Source organism: Rhodococcus (subgen. Prescottella) equi (genome assembly GCF_003013675.1).
GTDB lineage: Bacteria > Actinomycetota > Actinomycetes > Mycobacteriales > Mycobacteriaceae > Prescottella > Prescottella equi.
The window spans coordinates 4,905,252-4,921,466 of record NZ_CP027793.1; the positions used below are offsets into that span (position 1 = coordinate 4,905,252).

The window sequence follows — 16,215 nt, forward strand, 5'->3', positions numbered from 1 at the left end:
GACCATGACGGAGTGCTCGGCGCGACGCCGCGAGATCCTCGACGCGGCGGCCGACCTGTTCGCCCGCAAAGGCGTGGCCGCGACGACCATTCGGGAGATCGCCGACCGCGTGGGCGTCGTGTCGGGAGCGCTGTACCACCATTTTCCGTCCAAGCTCGCCATCGTGGACGAGCTCGTGGTGGGCTATCTCGAAGAACTGCAACGGCGGTACCGGGCACTCGACGCACTGACACTGGACCCGCGCGCACGGCTGCAGGCCGTCGTCGACACGTCGTTGGAACTGGCGCACGAGCGTCCACACGCAACCGCCGTTTACCAGGACGAACTCCCCCACCTGCACAACCGCTCGCAGCGGACCCGCGCGAGCGACCTCGCGGACGAGATCCAGCAGGTGTGGCTCGACACGATCGAGGACGGCAAGCGGCGCGGCACCTTCCGAAACGATCTGCCGGCAGGAGTGTTCCATCGCTTCATCCGCGACTGCGTGTGGCTGTCCACGCGGTGGCACAGCGCCGACGACGCCTACTCCACCGATCGTCTCGCCGCGGACTGTGTGTCGATCTTCCTCGACGGATTCGCCGTCGATGCCGGCTGCTCCCATCACGATTCGGTGCACCACACTCCCGCTCCGGCGGCGGCGTGAAGTCTCCGACGCCCGCGCAACCGCTGGGCGGGAAGTCCGGGCCCCGGGGCCACAACCGCGGTTAGGCTCCGGGCCGATCGAAAGCTCGCTCTTCCACACCCCGAACACGGAGGTCGAATCATGGGCACGCCCGCCACGGACAACCAGTCACCGTCGCTGACACTCACCCCGGCTGAACAGGCGCTCGCCGTCGAGGAGATCGAACGGGTCTTCGCCAGGCGCCTGCGGATCATGGACACCAAGCAGTGGGACCTCTACGGCTCGGTGCACACGGAGGACGTCGTCAGCGAGTCCTGGGGTGCCGGCAGCAGAGTCACCGGGCGCGAGACCCTCGCCGACGCGATTCGAAACACCCTGGACGGCAAGGTGTTCGTGACAAGTGTGCATCACGGCCACACCCCCGAGATCGTCCTCACCTCGGACACCACCGCCACCGGCATCTGGGCCATGGAGGACGAACTGTGGTGGACCAACGTCGATGTCGAGGAACACCTCCACGGCTACGGCCACTACCACGAGGAATACCGCAAGGTGGAGGGCAAGTGGCTGATCAGCTACCGCACCCTCACCCGACTGCGCGAAACCGCGACCCCGAACTTCTACGACTACCGCGGAGCCGATACGCCTCGACGCTAGCTATGCTGTGTTCCAGGTCACCAAACAATTGCTTGGTTGATAGAACGAGACCCGAGGAAAGAGGTTGAGGCATGGGTGCGCCCACCACTGAACTGACGATGACCGCGGCCGAGCAGGTGCTCGCCATCGAGGAGATCAAGCGCGTGTTCGCGATGCGTCTGCGCGTCATGGACACCAAGCAGTGGGACCTCTACGGGCCCCTGCACACCGAGGATGTCGTCACCGAGACGTGGGCCGGGTTGCCCGGAGACAAGCAGCCCAAGTCCGACGGCCAGGCCAACCGGGCATCCGGACGCGAGCACCTGACCAACTCGATCCGGGGCATGCTCGGATCCTCGACGCACGTGACCACGGCGCACCACGGCCACACGCCCGAGATCGTCCTCACCTCGGACACCACCGCCACCGGCATCTGGGCCATGGAGGACGAACTGTGGTGGACCAACGGCGATGTCGAGGAACACCTCCACGGTTACGGCCACTACCACGAGGAGTACCGCAAGGTGGAGGGCAAGTGGCTGATCAGCTACCGCAAGCTCACCCGCCTCCGCGAAACCCACACGCCCAACTTCTTCGACTACATGGGAGCCCTGTGACCACCACAGCACTGGACACGTCCGCCCTCTTCACGCCGCTCACCGTCCGGTCCCTCGAACTGCGGAACCGGATCGCGATGTCGCCCATGACCCGTCACGGGTCTCCGGGTGGCGTGCCCACCGACGAGGTCGTCGCGTACTACCGTCGCCGCGCGGAGGGTGGGACCGGACTCATCGTCACCGAGGGGGTGGCGATCGAGCATCCCTCGGCCGTCGACGCCGACACCGTTCCGGTGATGTACGGCGAAGCGGCGCTGGCGGGTTGGCGCAAGGTTGTCGACGCGGTTCACGCCGCGGGCGGGAAGATCGTCCCGCAGTTGTGGCACGTCGGGCCGCTGTTCGGCGCGATGGGCCCGGTCGGTGACGTCACCCCGATGCGCCCGTCCGGACACTGGGGCACCGTGGGCAACACGATGTACTCCGACGACTACGTCGAGCAGATGCGTCCGGTCACCGCGGCGATGTCCGAGCAGGACATCGCCGACGTGATCGCGGCCTACGCCGCGGCGGCCCGCAACGCGATCGACGTCGGGTTCGACGGCATCGCCCTGCACGGCGGTCACGGGTACCTTCTGGACGCCTTCCTGTGGGAGCCCACCAACCAGCGCGACGACGAGTGGGGCGGGGACCTGCAGCGCCGCACCCGTTTCCCGGTCGAGGTCGTGAAGGCGATCCGGAAGGAGATCGGCGAGGACTACCCGATCATCTTCCGGTTCTCGCAGCACAAGCAGCAGGACTTCGTGTCGAGGATCGCCGAGACCCCCGAGGAACTCGGTGTGGTGCTGAACGCGCTCGTCGACGCCGGTGTCGACATCCTCGACGCGAGCATCCGCCGCTTCTACGCGCCCGCGTTCGAGGGCAGCGACCTCTCGCTGGCCGGCTGGGCGAAGAAGCTCACCGGTGCCACCGTCATGGCCGTCGGCAGCGTCGGCCTCGACAGCGCGCTCAACGAGCAGGTCATCGTCGGCCTGCCGCACATGACGAACACCCTGTCGGATCTGATGCGCCGGGTGAACGAGGGCGAGTTCGACCTCGTCGCGATCGGGCGCCTGCACCTGGCGGACCCCGCCATCGCGCAGCGCCTGCGGGACGGCGACCCGATGCCGGAATTCGACCAGAAGCTCCACGCGGGCCGGCTGTACTGACGGTTCGATCACGAACGGGAGTTCACGGCACGCTTTCCTGTGGGGTGCGTGCGGTGAACTCCCGTTCGCCGTTTCAGGAGTGATCGGGCACCAGAATCGCGCGGCCCTTGATCTTTCCGGCCTCGAGCGCGTCGAAGGCAGCGACGGCGTCCTCGAGCGGAATCGTCTCGGACTCGATCGTCACGAGCCCGCGACGCGCCAGGTCGATCACCGCTCGCTGGTCCGCACGGGTGCCGGCGTAGCTCGTGCGCACGTCGGCGCCCCACGGCAGCGCGAAGCCGGTCCAGGCGAAGGTTCCGCCGCCCAGGCCCAGCACTCTCAGGGCCCCGTCGCGTCCGATGATCTGCGTGGCGATGTCGACCGTGGCCTGCACACCGACACAGTCGAAGACCGCGTCGACGCCGATGTCGTCGGTCAGTTCGAGAATCCTTCCGACGCACGACGCATCGCTGGCGAACACGTGATCGGCGCCCAATGCGGTTGCCAGTTCCAGCTTCTCCTCCGCCGAGTCCACCGCGATGATCCGGGTGGCGGTGGTGGCCGCGAGGATCTGCACCGCGGTGTGGCCGAGCCCGCCGATGCCGAGCACCACGGCCGTCGTACCGGGCCCCAGTCGGTTCCGGGCGCCGTCGATGGCGTGGTAGGTGGTCAGGCCGGCGTCGGCCAACGGCCCTGCCGTGACGGGGTCGAGGTCCCCGAGTGGTTCGACGAAGCGGGCGTCGACCTTCATGTACTCGGCCATGCCGCCGTGCGCGGCCAGGCCCGGGCACAGCGGCAGCCCCTGGCGTCCGGTCCCGCGCTCGCAGGAGTTCTCGCGTCCCTGCACGCATGCGCGGCACGTGCCGCAACTCCACACCAGGAACACCAGGACCGCGTCGCCCACCGCGAAAGCGTCGACCCCGTCACCCAGTGCGGCAACGCGTCCGGCGGTCTCGTGTCCCAGCGTCATCGGCGGCGGCATCATGGATGCCGGGGAGTGCCGGACGTGGATGTCGGAGTGGCACAGGCCCGCACCGGCCACCTCGATCAGGACCTCACCGGGGCCGATCTCAGGAACGTCCGTGTCGACGACGGCGATCCGGCCGTGCTCAACCAGCTGCAACGCTCTCATCACGCACCTCCCCTGCAACGACGTCCACGACGGTGCCGGGATCACCGAGATGCCTGCGCAGGAACACGATCTGGTGTTCGAGTACCCGGTCGAACCACGGCTTACCGGGGTAGACGTCGAAGTGGTCGCACGGGTAGTGCCGCACCTCGGCCCGGGCCCTCTCGGCAGCCTTCGCCGCGGCATGCGGCGGCGCGCTGCGATCGAGATCACCGATCTGCACCAGCAAGGGGGCGGTCACCTTGTCGGCGACGGTCACGGGCCGGTAGGAGCCGATCTCCAGGAAGGACCGCGCGCTGACCTCGTTGCGCCAGCTGGGTCCGGCGATGGAGTGGTAGTCCTCGTAGATGCCGGGCAGTGCGAGCGCGGCCACCTCGCCGGGACGGCCGGCGAGTGGAATCGTGACCCCCGCACCGCCGCGCGCCGACGCCACCCGGTCGCGCACCGCCGCCCACGAACTCTTCGCCAGGTGCGCGGGACTGTACTGCTTCATCGAGGCCGCCGACGCTGCTCGGGCGTCCGTAGCCGGGGTGAGCGCGACCAGCGCCGCCAGCCGGGGATCGCTCGCGCCGAGACGGAGGACGTGGCCGCCGGACAGGGAGACGCCCCACGCGACGATGCGGTCGGGGTCGACGCCGTCCGTGCGGCGCGCGGCCGCGACGGCGGCGGCGTAGTCGTCGAGCTGGCCCTGGATCGAGATCGTCTGGCGCACATCGCCACCGCTGCGTCCGAAGCCACGGTAGTCGAAGGCCAGGACGTCCAAGCCCGCCGCGGCGAGCCCTTCCGCGAAGCCCTCGAGACCGGAGTCCACCGTTCCGCCGAAGCCGTGCGCCATCACCACGCACGGTCGGCCCGCCGCGGTCAGGAACGCGTCACCCTCGCCTCGGTAGTGCCAGGCGGCGCAGGTGGTCCCCCGCACCGAGAATTCCACATCGGTCCGATTCACAATTTGCTCCCATAGATCGAGTTGAGCCACACCGCGACGAGTGCCTCGCGAGCGGTCTCGGGGGTCAATGCCTCCGGTCCGCCGCGCGACAGGCTCTCGACGGCGCGGTCGTTCATGTCGAGAAGAACCACGGCGAGGGCCCGGCTGTCCGGACCGTCCGCCGCGCGCCCCGACGTCCGTTCGGCGTCGATCACCGACGCCACCGGGTCGACGAAGCTGAAGCGGTCGTGATCCCACATCTCGCGCACCGTGGGATCCGAGTCGCGCGCATCCCGCAGGGCGCGATACAGATTCGGGTGGCGTTCCCAGGTTCCGATCACCTCGGTGATCAGGCCGTCGATCATCTCCCGCGGACTGCCCTCGCGGGCGAGGTAGCCGCGTGCTCCCTCCTGCATCTCGCCGTACACCGTGCGAGACAGTGCGGCGACGGCCTTCGCCTTGTTGTCGAAATAGAAGTAGAAGCCCGACCGGGTGACCCCCGCGGCGCGCGAGATGTCGCTGATGTTGATCTCGTCGAGGGTGCGATCCTCGAGCAGGCGTTCGACGGCGTCGAGGATCGCCGCCCGGCGCTCCTCACCCTTGTTCGCCCTCCGCGTGCGGGTCTCGTCGCTGGAGGCAGGGTGACTGCTCATGGTGTCGGCCTTCCGGTCGGCTACGGCGTTGAAGTCCCCATCATGCCGGGACACCCGCGAACCGGACCGCGCCGTCTCGGCGCACCCGCTCCAGGCCGGCCGGGAGTTCCTTGGTCCGCATCTCGTGTTCGTAGATGTAGTAGTCGACCTGCTGGGTGTGCCGGGGCCGATTGTTGAAGTGCCCCACGAAGCGTTCCTCGTCGGCCTTGATCACGCGGTGCATCTCCGCTTCCGTCGGCGGCCGGTAGGTGCCGGCGAGATACGCGGCGAGAGTGCGCGCCTGGCATTCGACGAACGGGAAGAGCGTCGGGGCCGCCTGCGCGAAGCCGATGAAGGCGAGATCGTCCATCCCCGGCTTGAACATGCGCTTGTAGAGCGGGAAGTGGTTGCCGGGCGCGCTCAGGAAGTCCTCGTCGAAGAAGGGGAACGTGATGTTGTAGCCCGTCGCGTAGATGACGACGTCGAAGTCCTGACTGGTGCCGTCGACGAAATGCACGGTCTCGCCGTCTAGTCGGTCGATGTTCGGCTTCGCGGTGAGGTCTCCCGAGCCGAGGCGGATGTACAACTCCTGGGACTGCGTGGGGTGCGCCTCCCCGAAATGATGATCCGGCTTGGGCAGGCCGAAGCTCTCGGGACGACCCGACAGGAAGATCGGCCCGCGCCGCCCCATCCGGCGCTGCCACGACAGCGGGATCTGCGGGATGGTCTGGATCAGCGTGTCCGCAGGGACGCCGAACGCGTACTTGGGTACCACCCACGCGCCCGACCGCGTCGAGAGAGTGACCTTGTTCATCAGCGTTCGATGCGACAATTCCACCGCGATGTCGGCCGCACTGTTACCCAGGCCGACGATGAGAATTCGCTTGTCCCGCAAGTTCAGCGGCGTCTCGGGATCGATGTAGGCATGGGAATGGATCGACTCGCCCGTGAACTCGCCGGGGAAGTCGGGCAGGCGGGGATCCCAGTGATGCCCGTTCCCGACCACCAGGAAGTCGAAGCGACGGGTCTCGCCGTCCTGGGTGTGGATCTCCCACCCGCCGCCGGGCAGGTGTTCCGCGTGGTCGACACCGTTGCGGAAACTGATCCGGTCGAGCAACCCGAAAGCCTCGGCGTAGTCGTCGAGGTATCGCTTGATGTCGGTGTGGTGGGGGAAGTCCGGGAGTTCCTGGGGAATCGGGAAGTCCTTGAAGGACAGTCGCGTCTTGGACGTGTCGATGTGCAGCGACCGGTAGGCGCTCGAGTGCCCGTTCGGGTTGCCGAACGCCCAGTTCCCGCCGATCCGATCGGAACTCTCGAAGCACTCGTAGGGAATGTCGTAGTCGGTGAGCATCTTGCCGGCCGTGAGACCGCTGATCCCGGCTCCGATGATGCAGGTGGTGGGTTTCGCCATCGTGCTCCGTTCGTGGGAAGCCGCGGGGCGGGGGCCCACTCGGGGGCCACCCACCGGGCGGATGCGTGAGGTGCCTCACACCGTAGGAGCAAAATTGACACGCGTCAATAGTGCGAGATCGGCTGCCCACCGGCGCCGTTGCGGACGTTCGGGAACTAGCGGCCCTGCCACTGCGGCGTGCGCCGCTGGGCGAACGCCTCGATGCCCGCCCGGAAGTCCTCCGATGCCAGGACCGTGCCCAGCGCGTCCGCGGTGACCTCCCAGCCACGCACGTCGGCGTCCGAAACCTGCGCGTCGAGCGCCCGCAGGGTTTCTCGCACCGCGATGGGAGACGCTTCGCAGACCTCGCCGGCCATCCCGAGCGCGCCGGCGAGCGCCTGCCCCGGTTCGGCCACCTCGTTGACCACCCCGAGGGCGAAAGCCCGCTCGGCCGAAAGCGTCCGGCCAGTGACGAGCAGTTCCCGCGCGACGTTGACCGGCAGCGCCCGGGGCGCGCGGAACAGCGCCCCCGACGCCGCGACGAGGCCGCGTCGCGCCTCGGGCAGACCGAACTCGGCGGAGCAGGAGGCCACGATGAGGTCGCACGCGAGCGCGATCTCGAACCCCCCGCCGAGCGCGTAGCCCTCCACCGCGGCGATCAACGGTTTGACCCGCTTGCGGCGGATGATCCCGTACTCGCCGCCACGTGGCATCCGAAGATCGGCACGTTCCCGAATGTCCGTGCCTGCGGAGAAGATCCGCTCCGTACCGGTCACGACGCCGACCCACAGGGCGTCGTCGTCGTCCAGCAGGTCGAACGCCTCCTCGAGCCCCTCCGCGGTCGCCCGGTCGATCGCGTTGCGCCGCTCCTCCCGCTCGATCCGGATCACGAGAACTCGACCGTCCCGCTCGTACCGCACCGTCATGGAACCGCCTCCGATTGCTCACTGAAACTGGACTTGGAGGCCAAAGATAGACGCTAGTCTAAGTTTCGGCAGGAGATTTGGGGATCCGCCCCGGAGGAGGTTGTATCGAATGACCGATTCGAGCGCACTCGGTCGGCGCGAGCGCAACAAGCGCCGGACGCGGGACGCACTGCTGACCGCCGCGCGCACACTGTTCGCCGCACGCGGGGTCGCCGGTACGACCGTGGAGGACATCGCCGACCTGGCGGACGTCTCCCGGGCCACCTTCTTCAACTACTTCCCCAGCAAGGACGGCCTGCTCGCAGCCCTGCACACCACCCACATGGACTCGCTCGCACGAGTGGTCGACCGCCTCCTCGAGCAGGACCTGACGACCGGGGACAGGATCGTCGGCCTGTTCGACGACTTCGTGCGGGCGACCGGGAACGTGCCCGGATACCTGCAGGCGGTGACCGGCGAACTGGAGCGCGATCTCGCATCGCCCCAGATCAGCGCGGAGCGTACGGACCGATTCGACCAGGAGATCCTGCGGCTACTCACGCCCGGAATCGAGTCCGGCGAGGTGCGCACGGACTATCCACCGCAGTTCCTCGCCCGGATGGTCGCAGCCGTCTACGTGTCGACCATCCGCTACTGGCGCCAGGATCCGGCGTACGACCTCGCCGAAGGCTTCCGCATGGCGGGATCCTACGTGGCGGAATCCCTGGCCACGCGCGCCTGATTTGACCGAATTGGCGAAGTTTGTCCGAGATGGTCGTCCGGCAGGTAGATTCCGACTGACCGGAAGGTATCCAGGCTTCGAGCTAGGGACACGGAGGCGGCGAGATGGGGGAAAGCCGGGAAATCGTGACGCGGCGGGAACAGCGGCGGCAGCAGACGTTCGAGCGGCTTCTGCAAGCCGCGCGGGAACAGTTCAGCGCGAACGGATTCGACCGCACGACGATCGACGACATCGCGTCGACGGCCCGCGTCTCCCGGGGAACCTTCTTCAACTACTTCGACAACAAGGACGCGGTCCTCGCCGCACTGCATCAGGTCCACATGGACAAGCTGCCCGGGATCGTCGACGACCTGCTCGCGCGCGACCTCACGACGGCCGAGCGGATCGGCTCGCTGTTCAACGACGTCGTCGAGGCCGCCGTCACGCTCGAGAACTACTTCCGGGCCACCACCCGCGAGTTGGATCGCGATCTCGCGACGCCCGAGAAGAGCGCCGCCCGCACCCACCGTTTCCTCGTCGCGTTCGGGCGGATTCTCGAGGCCGGCGTCGGCTGCGGTGAAGTGCGCCGGGACTACCCGCTCGACTTCCTGTCGCAGATGCTCACCGCGGTCTACATCACCACGATCCGGCTCTGGCGCGAGAACACCATCGTCGAGATGGAACGGGATTTCGGCCGCGCGGCCGGGTTCATCGCCGAGGCGATCGCGCCCCGTCGAGTGGGAAGCCCGTCCGATCCGTAGGGGGGGAGGTCCGGACCGGACGGGCGATCGGGGGTGCTAGACGGCGTCCTGCGCCAGGTCCACGACCAGCGCGGCGCCGGTCTTCTCCTGCACCTCTTCGACGGTGACGTCGGGCGCGAGTTCACGCAGCACCAATTCGCCGTCCCGAACGTCGATCACGGCGAGGTTCGTGATGATGCGCTGCACCACGGCCCGGCCGGTGAGCGGGAGCGAGCACTGCTCGACGATCTTGGCGCCGCCATCGCGGTCGGTGTGTTCCATGACCACGATGACGCGCCGGGCACCGTGCACCAGATCCATGGCGCCGCCCATACCCTTGACCATCTTGCCCGGCACCATCCAGTTGGCGAGATCCCCGTTCCGGGAGACCTGCATGCCACCGAGGACCGCGGTGTCGATGTGTCCACCGCGAATCATGCCGAACGACAATGCCGAATCGAAGAACGCCGCACCCGGGTTCACGGTTACTGTCTCCTTGCCCGCGTTGATGAGGTCGGGATCGACCGCATCGTCCTTCGGGTAGGGGCCGGTGCCCAGGATGCCGTTCTCGGAGTGCAGAACCACCTTGACACCCTCGGGCAGGTAGTTCGGGATCAGGGTCGGCAGCCCGATCCCCAGATTGACGTACTCACCGTCGATCATCTCGGCCGCGGCGCGCGCGGCCATCTGCTCACGTGACCAGCTCATGCCGACACCGTCCGCTTCTCGATTCGCTTGTCCTGCTGACCCGCATGCACCACACGCTGGACGAACACGCCCGGAAGGTGGACCTGCGCGGGGTCGAGTTCGCCCGGCTCGACCAGCTTCTCGACCTGAGCGATGGTGACCCGGCCGGCCATCGCGGCCAGCGGGTTGAAGTTCATCGCGGTCTTGTTGAACACGAGATTGCCCTCGGTGTCACCGATCTCGGCATGGACGAGTGCGAAGTCCGCGACGATCGACTCCTCGAGCACGTACGTCTTCCCGCCGAACTCACGGGTCTCCTTGGCAGGCGACGCGACCGCGACCGAGCCGTCGGCGGCGTAACGCCACGGCAGACCGCCCTCGGACACCGGGGTGCCGACGCCGGCCGGCGTGTAGAACGCGGGGATCCCGGCGCCACCGGCACGCATCCGCTCGGCGAGAGTGCCCTGCGGGGTCAGTTCCACCTCGAGCTCGCCCGAGAGGTACTGCCGCGCGAACTCCTTGTTCTCACCCACGTACGACGCCGTGACACGCCGAATCTGACCGGCCGACAGCAGGATTCCCAGACCCCAGTCGTCGACACCGCAGTTGTTGGAGAACACCTCGAGTCCGGTCACGCCGCGCTCGGCGAGCCCGCCGATCAGGGCGCTCGGGATGCCGCACAGCCCGAATCCACCGACCGCGAGCGAGGACCCGTCGGCGATGTCCGCGACGGCCTCGGCCGCGGTCGCGTAGACCTTGCTCATCGCGCATCACCGGTCGCGGGCAGAATGCGGGCGCGGACCTCGCCGAAGCCGATACGGCCACCGTTCGCTCCCGGGGCGGTTGCCGAGATCGCGATCTCGTCGCCGTCCTGGATGAACGTGCGCTGCTCACCGGCGACCTCGACGGGTTCGGCTCCACCCCAAGTCAGTTCGATGAAGGCGCCTCGTTGATCCTTGTCCGGGCCCGAGATGGTGCCGGATCCGAACAGATCACCGGTGCTCGCCGCCGCGCCGTTGACGGTGGTGTGCGCCAGCATCTGTGCAGGCGACCAGTACATCTGTGCGTAGGGCGGGCGGGAGACGACGTCGCCGTTCCACTCCACCGCGAGGTCGATGTCCAGGCCCCACTTCTCGTCGCCCTGCAGGTACGGCAGCGGAGTCGGGTCCTGCACGGGGGTGTCGATGCGGGCAGCCTCGAGCGCCAGCAGCGGGACGACCCACGGGGAGATGGACGTCGCGAAGCTCTTGCCCAGGTTCGGGCCCAGCGGGACGTACTCCCACGCCTGGATGTCGCGGGCCGACCAGTCGTTGAGGATCACGGCACCGAAGCAGTGCTCGGCGAACTCGTCCGGGGTGATCGAGGAACCCATCGGCGAACCGACACCGACGATGAAGCCCATCTCGGCCTCGATGTCGAGACGAATCGACGGGCCGAACGACGGGGCCGCGTCAGCCGGCGCCTTGCGCTGACCACACGGGCGCACGATGTCGGTGCCCGACACGACGACGGTGCTCGACCGGCCGTGGTAGCCGACCGGCAGGTGCTTCCAGTTCGGCATCAGCGCAGCCGAATCCGGGCGGAACAGGCGGCCCAGGTTGGTCGCGTGGTTCTCCGAGGCGTAGAAGTCGACGTAGTCCGCGACCGCGATCGGCAGGTGCATGGTGACGTCGTCGACCGAGAACACCGCGTCGTCGGCGATCTCACCGGTCACCAGTTCGGTGATCTGCGTACGGACCTCGACCCAACGCGCGCGGCCCTGGGCCATGAATGCGTTGAGCGTCGACTGGGCGAACGTGTCGTCGCCCAGTGCCTTTGCGAGGTCGACGACGCTGTCGCCGACACGCACACCCACCCGCGGGCCCGCGTCGGCGGTCGAGAACACGCCGTAGGGCAGGTTGTCGACGCCGAACAGGGAGTCGGCGGGGATCGAGATGACGGTCATGCGAGGGGTCCTTCCTCGGTCGAGGTGGAATCCACCGAGCCCGTAGGCGCGGAGGGCTCGGTGGATGATCGGGGCACCAGTCCGAGGCCGACCAGTTCGGTCAGCGGATCGCTGATGCTGCAGGTGCCGAAGGACCGGAAGTTCGCGCGCAGCGCGTCCACGGCCTCGGCCGACAGTCCCGCCAGCGCGCCGGCGAGAGCAGTTCCGTCACGGTCGGCGAGCGTCGCGGCGATCTCCTCGACAGTCGCGCCATCGGTTGCCCGATGCGTGGCGAGCATGAGGTTGAGAAAGCCGTGCTGCTCGAAGCCCGTGTCCGGGTCCGTGTTCCGGACAGCGTGGTGCAGGCCTGCGGTCGCCTTGAACCGCACACCCGACGTCGCGACGGTGTGGATCGCGGCGGCCAGTTCAGCCTCGTCGGGGTACGCGGTCGCGACGACGCCGCCGGTGCGGAACTTCGCGGAGTACGGCGTGCCGACCAGTCCGGCCAGGATCGCGGGGCGACGGTCGTCACGCGGAACCTCGACGAAGATCTCCACACCCGGCGCGGCCGCGGCGATCTCACCGAGAGCGGTGAGGAGCGCGTCCGGCGCCTGCCCGTCGGGGACGCCGATCTCCATCGCGACCAGCTTCACGCCGTCCATCGACCGCAACTGCTCGAGCGCCGCCGGAACGGCGTCGGTGCCGGCGGGCACGGTCAGGCTCAGCTGGAGCTCGCCGTCCTGCTGCGCGACGATGGCGGGCAGCTCACCCAGACGGGGCGCCGGGAACACGAACGGCCCCACCAGCGCAGCGTGGTCACTGCGCTCGTGCGCGAGGTGCGCGGGCACTGCAGCGTCCATCGGCGCGTTCCCCGGGGGGAACAGCGCGGCGTCGTCGCACAGCCCGGCCAGCAAAGGAGAAATGGTCACTTGTTCGGCCCCCGTCCGGACCAGGACCACGCGTAGGCCTGGTCCTCGCACGCCAGCGCACCTTCACCGAGTTCGAGCGGGCGGAAGGTGTCGACCATGACCGCCAGCTCGTCGAAGAACTCGACGCCGATGCTGCGCTCGTACGCGCCGGGCTGCGGGCCGTGGGCGTGGCCGCCGGGATGGATCGAGATCGAGCCCTGGCCGATGCCCGAACCCTTGCGGGCCTCGTAGTCGCCTCCGCAGTAGAACATGATCTCGTCGGAGTCCACGTTCGAGTGGTAGTACGGCACCGGGATCGACAGCGGGTGGTAGTCGACCTTGCGGGGCACGAAGTTGCAGATGACGAAGTTGTTGCCCTCGAACGCCTGGTGCGCCGGCGGCGGCTGGTGCACGCGTCCGGTGATGGGCTCGTAGTCGGAGATGTTGAAGGTGTACGGGTACAGGCAACCGTCCCAGCCGACGACGTCGAACGGGTGGTTGGGATACACCATGCGGGTGCCGACGATCGCTCCCCCGGCACGATGCTTGACGAGGACCTCGACGTCCGTGCCCTCGGCGATCAACGGCTCGGTGGGGCCGTGCAGGTCGCGCTCGCAGAACGGCGCGTGCTCGAGGAACTGGCCGAACTTCGACAGGTAACGCTTGGGCGGAACGATGTGACTGTTCGCCTCGATTGCGTACGCGCGCAGCGGTTCCGATCCCTGGGGCACCCAGCGGTGGGTGGTCGACATCGGGATCAGGACGTAGTCGCCCGGGCGGGCGTGCAGGGCGCCGAAAACGGTCTCGACGATCGCCTCGCCGGACTCGACATACACCATCTCGTCGCCGAGCGAGTTGCGGTACAGCGGCGACTCCTTGGCGGACACCACGTACGACAGGCGCACGTCGGCGTTGCCCAGGATCAGCCGGCGGCCGGTCACGACGTCCGTCTCCGCCCAGATCTCCTCGGGGAAGAGGTCGTGCAGCTTCAGGTGCCGCGGCTTGAGCGGGTGATTGGGGGTGGTGGTCTGGTCGCGCAGCTCCCACACGGTCGCGTCGACGATGGCCGACGGGATGTGGCGGTGGTAGAGCAGCGACGAGTCGGAGGAGAAGCCCTCCTCGCCCATCAGCTCCTCGAAGTAGAGCCGGCCTTCCTCGTCCCGGTGCTGGGTGTGACGCTTCGGCGGAATGTTGCCGAGCTGTCGGTAGAACGCCATGACCGGCCTCCTGAGGTACTCGCGCCCGATCTCGGGCTGTGGTCGTCACCGTCGGCGGGACAGCAGCGCGGCTGCGATGAACACGGCCGCCGGTCCCCGTCCGAGGTTAGTAAACAGATTAACTAGTTTCCGGGCGTGAGCGCAACCACACGAGCGGTCTCGTCCCCCGACGCCCACCTCCCCCTCCGCCGGCACCCCGCTATCCCGCCGCCCCGCCCCTCGCGTTTTGCGCACTTAGCGCGCCCTCGCGCCCTCCCACCCCGCGTTTTGCGCACTTAGCGCGGCGCGGGGACGCGCCCGGACAGCATCAAGTGCGCAAAACGCGGGAGGAAGAAGGGGGTTGGAGGACGCGTCAGTTGCGGCCGCGGACGTCGAACTGGCTGCGGTTGGTGATCAGCTTGTCGAGCAGCATGACGAGAATGTGCTGCTCAGCCTCGGTGAGCACGCTCGCCCAGGCGTACTCGCGCTCGTTGTGTTCGCGGTAGGTCGCCGCCATCTCGGTGCGCCCCTGCTCGGTGAGCGACAGCTGCACCGACCGGCCGTCGCGCGCGTCCGGGGATCGCTCGATCAGACCGCTCGCGACCAGCGTCTTCGCCAGGTTCGACACCGCGGCACGGCTCATGCCGGTGAGTTTGGCGGCGCTCTTGGGTTCGATGGGCCCGGCCAGCCACGTGACGAACAGCAACCGGAACGCCGACCACGACAGCCCGCGCGGGCGATGTACCGACGATTCCAGGTCGTACGTGACGACGTTCGCCGCTCGGTTGAGGGTCAGTAAAACCTGCGTGGCCAGTTGATGGGTGGACCCGAACTCCGTGCTCAGACGCGTATTGGCGAGGTCGATGAAGGACCAGAAGTCGAGCGACCCGGGAGCCGGCGTCGCCGAACCCTCCGCCGCCTGCGCGCTGCGTCCCTCGTCGCCGTTCATCCGGCCACCCTATCGCGGCAGCCCAGCGCCCTGCGAAGGACGAAACGTCGTACAGAATCCACCTAAATAGTATATCTGTTAATCATTTCAGGAGCTGCGGTTTGCCGCTGAGCTGACGGCGCGAGGGACCTTCGACCCTACGTTCGGCCCTGTGCGCCAATGGGTTACCCATACGCGGCTTAAAGTCTGTACAAAGGACCGAGACCAGCGAAAGCGGCGCCCACGACCGGGGCGCGACGACCCCCCGAACAGGATGAACATGAGCACACTGCAGACCCTCGATCGCGGGCTGCGTGCACTCGACGTCGTCGCACAGTCCGCCGCCGGCATCTCGGTCGCCGACCTCGCTCGCGAACTCGATGTGCACCGCGCCATCTGTTACCGGATCGTCGCCACGCTCGAGGCGCACGGACTGGTCGCACGCACCACCGACGGCCGAATCCGACTGGGCGTGAGTGCCGCCGTCCTCGCGTCCCGGTTCGAACCGCAGTTCGCCGGCGACGTCCAACCGATCCTGCATCTGCTCGCCAACGAGACCCGCGCGACGGCCTTCGTCTCCGCAGCCCAGGGCGAGAACTGCGTCGTCATCCTGGTCGCCGAACCGGAGGGGACGCTCCTGCGCGTCGCGTACCGAGTCGGCAGCAGCCATCCACTCGACCGCGGCGCCGCCGGGATCGCGATCCTGGCGATGCGCCCGGAGAAGCCGACCGACTCCGACGAGGTCTGCCAGGCGCGGGCCGACGGCTTCAGCCTCACTCGCGGACAGCTCGAGCACGGCGCGGTCGGCATCGCGACGGGGATCCGTTTGCCGGACGGCGTCGGCGCCACCACCGGACTCGAGCGCAGTGTCGGCGTCGTCGCGATCGACGGCCTCGACACCGAGCGGGCCGCCGGCGCGGTCCAGCGCACCGCCCGCCAGATCGAGCGGCTCATCACCGTCTGACGCGACGCGTCCGACGACGCCCCACCCACCTCCACACCCGGCAGCACCCCCGGCGGCACCCGCACCTCGCGAGTGCCGCCTCTCGCGTTTTGCGCACTTAGCGCGCCGAAACCGGCCCCTCACCCCGCAACAAGTGCGCAAAACGCGAGGGAGACGGGGCCACGACT

At 68.2% G+C, this 16,215-nt stretch carries 18 protein-coding genes; 7 read left to right on the forward strand and 11 right to left on the reverse strand.

Features of this window, described 5'->3' with window-relative positions:
- Positions 1-4 precede the first annotated feature (4 nt).
- The 4 genes from C7H75_RS22715 (at position 5) to C7H75_RS22730 (ending at position 3,020) form a co-directional block, all read left to right on the forward strand.
- Complete coding sequence (locus C7H75_RS22715; RefSeq protein ID WP_013417454.1) at positions 5-643, forward strand: TetR/AcrR family transcriptional regulator; 639 nt, start codon at positions 5-7, stop codon at positions 641-643.
- A gap of 120 nt (positions 644-763) precedes the next feature.
- Positions 764-1,279 (forward strand): nuclear transport factor 2 family protein, encoded by a 516-nt coding sequence (locus tag C7H75_RS22720; RefSeq protein WP_022598340.1) that lies wholly within the window; start codon positions 764-766, stop codon positions 1,277-1,279.
- 71 nt (positions 1,280-1,350) lie between these two features.
- Positions 1,351-1,875 carry a nuclear transport factor 2 family protein gene (locus C7H75_RS22725; RefSeq protein WP_005517089.1) on the forward strand — a complete coding sequence of 175 codons (525 nt, stop codon included), beginning with the start codon at positions 1,351-1,353 and terminating at the stop codon, positions 1,873-1,875.
- Positions 1,872-3,020, forward strand: a complete 1,149-nt coding sequence (locus tag C7H75_RS22730; RefSeq protein ID WP_084986737.1) for an oxidoreductase — start codon at positions 1,872-1,874, stop codon at positions 3,018-3,020. The genes C7H75_RS22725 and C7H75_RS22730 overlap by 4 nt, the downstream gene beginning before the upstream one ends.
- A 73-nt stretch (positions 3,021-3,093) precedes the next feature.
- Here C7H75_RS22730 and C7H75_RS22735 read toward each other — a convergent pair whose 3' ends face one another.
- From C7H75_RS22735 to C7H75_RS22755, 5 genes are all read right to left on the reverse strand, one after another.
- Positions 3,094-4,131, reverse strand: coding sequence for an NAD(P)-dependent alcohol dehydrogenase (locus tag C7H75_RS22735; RefSeq protein WP_005517086.1), 1,038 nt, complete (start codon positions 4,129-4,131; stop codon positions 3,094-3,096).
- Positions 4,109-5,059 carry an alpha/beta hydrolase gene (locus tag C7H75_RS22740; RefSeq protein ID WP_064078505.1) on the reverse strand — a complete coding sequence of 317 codons (951 nt, stop codon included), beginning with the start codon at positions 5,057-5,059 and terminating at the stop codon, positions 4,109-4,111. The genes C7H75_RS22735 and C7H75_RS22740 overlap by 23 nt, the downstream gene beginning before the upstream one ends.
- 11 nt (positions 5,060-5,070) lie before the next feature.
- Positions 5,071-5,706, reverse strand: a complete 636-nt coding sequence (locus tag C7H75_RS22745) for a TetR/AcrR family transcriptional regulator (protein ID WP_013417460.1) — start codon at positions 5,704-5,706, stop codon at positions 5,071-5,073.
- A 40-nt stretch (positions 5,707-5,746) separates the two neighbouring features.
- The gene (locus C7H75_RS22750) at positions 5,747-7,096 is read right to left on the reverse strand and encodes a flavin-containing monooxygenase (protein ID WP_013417461.1); all 1,350 of its coding nucleotides are present in this window, start codon (positions 7,094-7,096) and stop codon (positions 5,747-5,749) included.
- Positions 7,097-7,251: 155 nt separating this feature from the next.
- Positions 7,252-8,001: an enoyl-CoA hydratase-related protein gene (locus C7H75_RS22755; RefSeq protein ID WP_106851868.1), complete on the reverse strand. Its 750-nt coding sequence runs from the start codon at positions 7,999-8,001 to the stop codon at positions 7,252-7,254.
- A 109-nt stretch (positions 8,002-8,110) separates the two neighbouring features.
- Here C7H75_RS22755 and C7H75_RS22760 point away from each other — a divergent pair, with 109 nt between their 5' ends.
- Positions 8,111-8,722 carry a TetR/AcrR family transcriptional regulator gene (locus C7H75_RS22760; protein ID WP_005517079.1) on the forward strand — a complete coding sequence of 204 codons (612 nt, stop codon included), beginning with the start codon at positions 8,111-8,113 and terminating at the stop codon, positions 8,720-8,722.
- Positions 8,723-8,826: 104 nt separating this feature from the next.
- A complete protein-coding gene (locus tag C7H75_RS22765; protein WP_005517077.1) occupies positions 8,827-9,462 on the forward strand; it encodes a TetR/AcrR family transcriptional regulator in 636 nt (211 codons plus the stop codon).
- Positions 9,463-9,498: 36 nt separating this feature from the next.
- Here C7H75_RS22765 and C7H75_RS22770 read toward each other — a convergent pair whose 3' ends face one another.
- From C7H75_RS22770 to C7H75_RS22795, 6 genes are all read right to left on the reverse strand, one after another.
- The gene (locus C7H75_RS22770; protein WP_084957083.1) at positions 9,499-10,149 is read right to left on the reverse strand and encodes a CoA transferase subunit B; all 651 of its coding nucleotides are present in this window, start codon (positions 10,147-10,149) and stop codon (positions 9,499-9,501) included.
- Positions 10,146-10,892, reverse strand: a complete 747-nt coding sequence (locus C7H75_RS22775) for a CoA transferase subunit A (protein WP_084924980.1) — start codon at positions 10,890-10,892, stop codon at positions 10,146-10,148. The genes C7H75_RS22770 and C7H75_RS22775 overlap by 4 nt, the downstream gene beginning before the upstream one ends.
- Positions 10,889-12,073, reverse strand: coding sequence for a fumarylacetoacetase (gene fahA / locus C7H75_RS22780; RefSeq protein ID WP_064079733.1), 1,185 nt, complete (start codon positions 12,071-12,073; stop codon positions 10,889-10,891). Before fahA ends, C7H75_RS22775 begins: the two co-directional genes overlap by 4 nt.
- Positions 12,070-12,981 (reverse strand): hypothetical protein, encoded by a 912-nt coding sequence (locus tag C7H75_RS22785; protein WP_044991479.1) that lies wholly within the window; start codon positions 12,979-12,981, stop codon positions 12,070-12,072. Before C7H75_RS22785 ends, fahA begins: the two co-directional genes overlap by 4 nt.
- Positions 12,978-14,177: a homogentisate 1,2-dioxygenase gene (locus tag C7H75_RS22790; protein ID WP_005517062.1), complete on the reverse strand. Its 1,200-nt coding sequence runs from the start codon at positions 14,175-14,177 to the stop codon at positions 12,978-12,980. Before C7H75_RS22790 ends, C7H75_RS22785 begins: the two co-directional genes overlap by 4 nt.
- Before the next feature lie 352 nt (positions 14,178-14,529).
- Positions 14,530-15,105, reverse strand: coding sequence for a MarR family winged helix-turn-helix transcriptional regulator (locus tag C7H75_RS22795; protein ID WP_005517061.1), 576 nt, complete (start codon positions 15,103-15,105; stop codon positions 14,530-14,532).
- 259 nt (positions 15,106-15,364) lie between these two features.
- Here C7H75_RS22795 and C7H75_RS22800 point away from each other — a divergent pair, with 259 nt between their 5' ends.
- Positions 15,365-16,048, forward strand: a complete 684-nt coding sequence (locus C7H75_RS22800) for an IclR family transcriptional regulator (RefSeq protein ID WP_064076396.1) — start codon at positions 15,365-15,367, stop codon at positions 16,046-16,048.
- Positions 16,049-16,215 lie beyond the last annotated feature (167 nt).